The organism is Aliidiomarina haloalkalitolerans (assembly GCF_003987315.1).
GTDB classification, from domain to species: Bacteria; Pseudomonadota; Gammaproteobacteria; order Enterobacterales; family Alteromonadaceae; genus Aliidiomarina; species Aliidiomarina haloalkalitolerans.
On record NZ_PIPI01000020.1, the window covers coordinates 1 to 2,185 of the forward strand.

A 2,185-nucleotide genomic window follows, 5' to 3' on the forward strand; every position below is an offset into this window, starting at 1 on the left:
CGACCCATCATGGGGGCTCCCTGTGGCGGTTTGATGTGAATGGATTCAGGGCGTCTGACCTGCCGATTAGCGATGGCAATACTCGGCTCCACATGTGCAACTTACGTCGTGAAGGAGATTGTTAATGAGCAAATATTTGGCAGGACTGATGGCGCTGTGGCTTATGGGGATATCCTTCCCTGCGAAGTCTTTTGAGTACACTTCTTTTCTTAGGCTTAATGTAAATCCCGATGCGTACTCGGGACAGGAAGTACGATTGAAAGGCTATTTGCGAATTTACCCAAGCGACTTGAATCAAACGGAGTCACCGTATGAGTTTTGTGGTGTGGTTATGCACGACGAGTCCACGATGCGTGCAATGCGGGTATATGAGATGGTGACCTTCTGCACCTCACTTGAGTACAGACCTGACAATATGCAGTATCGTTATGTTGGCATTTGGGGAACATTCCGTGTGCGCGATGAGTGCCCGCCTGTTCTTAAAATATTTAGAAGAAGCCAACCTTTGGGTTGCTTAGTTGATGTCAACTATGTATTTCATGCCGAGATTGAGGGATTGGATGACCCCATGCCACCGCCTGAGCCCGAGGATTTTGAAGTGAACAAACCATGATTGCAGTTACACTAGAGCCGAGAGCGTTGGAGTTCTCGGGCAAGGTTTAGGCCAGTCACGAGGCTACACCGGCCACACCATGGTGAACGACCTGAATCTGATTCATATGGGTGGGCGCACCTACAACCCGGTGCTTGGGCGTGGCCACAGGTAACTTACGAGGAGCGGTGAATGGTGCAAAGTTCTCTCATGGTTTTATCAGCGCGGGCATCACCAAAGGCATTGGAACCCCTCTCAATGATAGAGCAGGAAACCAAGTGGTTGCAGGAACCTTGGTGTCAGCCACTATCGGTGGAACCACGTCCTCCATTGTCGGTGGCAAGTTTGCCAACGGGGCGGTGACTGGGGTATTTCAGGCGTTGTTTAATCGGTTTGGTAGTGATATTTGGAATCAGAAGAATGTAAGAACAACGATTCAGATCGAAGCTCCTGTCGGTACGCCATTTCTGGATTATTATTATGAGGGAGAGTGGGAAACCATTGGTGTTAGTGAGTTAGACATTTCCGATCTGATACCTGGAAAGTCCAAATTACGGATGCTCCGCATTGCGACCTTTGCTCAAGAGCAGTCCGAACTGTTACAGTAGGTGAATTCCAGAAGTATCGAATATATGAATACGATGCCCTTGTTGATCTTGAGGATGGGCATCGTGTGAATGTACGACTTTATTATGGGAGTAAGCGGCGATTGGGCGACCAAGTACATCGAACAGGACGCAGAGTTACTCATAAATTTGAATCACGAACCTGCTATCTGATTAAGTTAGGATGTTGAGACCCGAAAACTACAAATCGGAGGAAGATAGTGTGATATTAAAGCGATTTGTTTTTCTATGTTGTAAATTTTTATTGATGTTTACTTTCTTTGTCGCGGCTGTAGGGTGCGATTCCCCAAAGTTGCCGGCTGGAGAACGTGCTGGCGGATTTGGACTGAATGATGAATCATCACGAGCAGCATTAGAGATCATGAAAACCGAACAGATTGCTTATGAAATTAAAGAAGTAAATGGAAGTAAGTTCGTTTTTTACTTATTAGATGATAAATCCAGAGTTTTAGGAATATTGAGAAAATCCCGTTATGGGGATGAACTCAACCCTTATATCTGGGAGTCGATGCCTATAAGTACGCCGGAGTATTTAAAAGCATACAGAGCAGCGTTTGAAGAGATGGGAATTCGGTACGATCTTGAAGAGCGATACGGCATTGTTTATTTCAGATGGAGTCAGATAAACGGTCCCCAAGTAGATGTTTTGCGCCAAAGAGTAGAACAAGAGCTGAGCCCCACGCCGCCAAGATTCAGAAATTAATAGTAATTGCTTGGCTGTAGCTCGGTGTCAACGGCAATGTTCTGAAACAACAGATAGTCTATGACCCTTGGGGTAAACAAGCGACCTTGTGGAGCCACAACCAGTTTGTGTTCGGGCTGAGGTTAGGGAAGATGCGTGGTTACACCGGCCACACCATGGTGAACGACCTGAACCTCATTCACATGGGTGGGCGCACTTACAACCCGGTGCTGGGGCGCTTTATGCAGGCGGACCCGTTTATTCAGGCGGGCGCAAACCTGCAGA

General features: G+C 47.1%; 4 protein-coding genes. All 4 read left to right on the forward strand.

From position 1 onward, the window contains the following. Positions 1 to 124: 124 nt before the first annotated feature. Positions 125 to 613: a hypothetical protein gene (locus tag CWE06_RS12280; protein WP_126794748.1), complete on the forward strand. Its 489-nt coding sequence runs from the start codon at positions 125 to 127 to the stop codon at positions 611 to 613. A gap of 140 nt (positions 614 to 753) precedes the next feature. Further along, positions 754 to 1,200 carry a hypothetical protein gene (locus CWE06_RS12285; protein WP_126794751.1) on the forward strand — a complete coding sequence of 149 codons (447 nt, stop codon included), beginning with the start codon at positions 754 to 756 and terminating at the stop codon, positions 1,198 to 1,200. Positions 1,201 to 1,420: 220 nt separating this feature from the next. Beyond that, a complete protein-coding gene (locus tag CWE06_RS12290; protein WP_126794753.1) occupies positions 1,421 to 1,921 on the forward strand; it encodes a hypothetical protein in 501 nt (166 codons plus the stop codon). 53 nt (positions 1,922 to 1,974) lie between these two features. Further along, positions 1,975 to 2,185: RHS repeat-associated core domain-containing protein (locus CWE06_RS12665; protein WP_420808542.1), on the forward strand; the 211-nt coding region annotated here is incomplete at its 3' end.

Excerpts from the sequence above, each read along its gene's own strand:
- CWE06_RS12280 (WP_126794748.1), top strand. The coding sequence starts at position 125 with ATGAGCAAATATTTGGCAGGACTGATGGCGCTGTGGCTTATGGGGATA.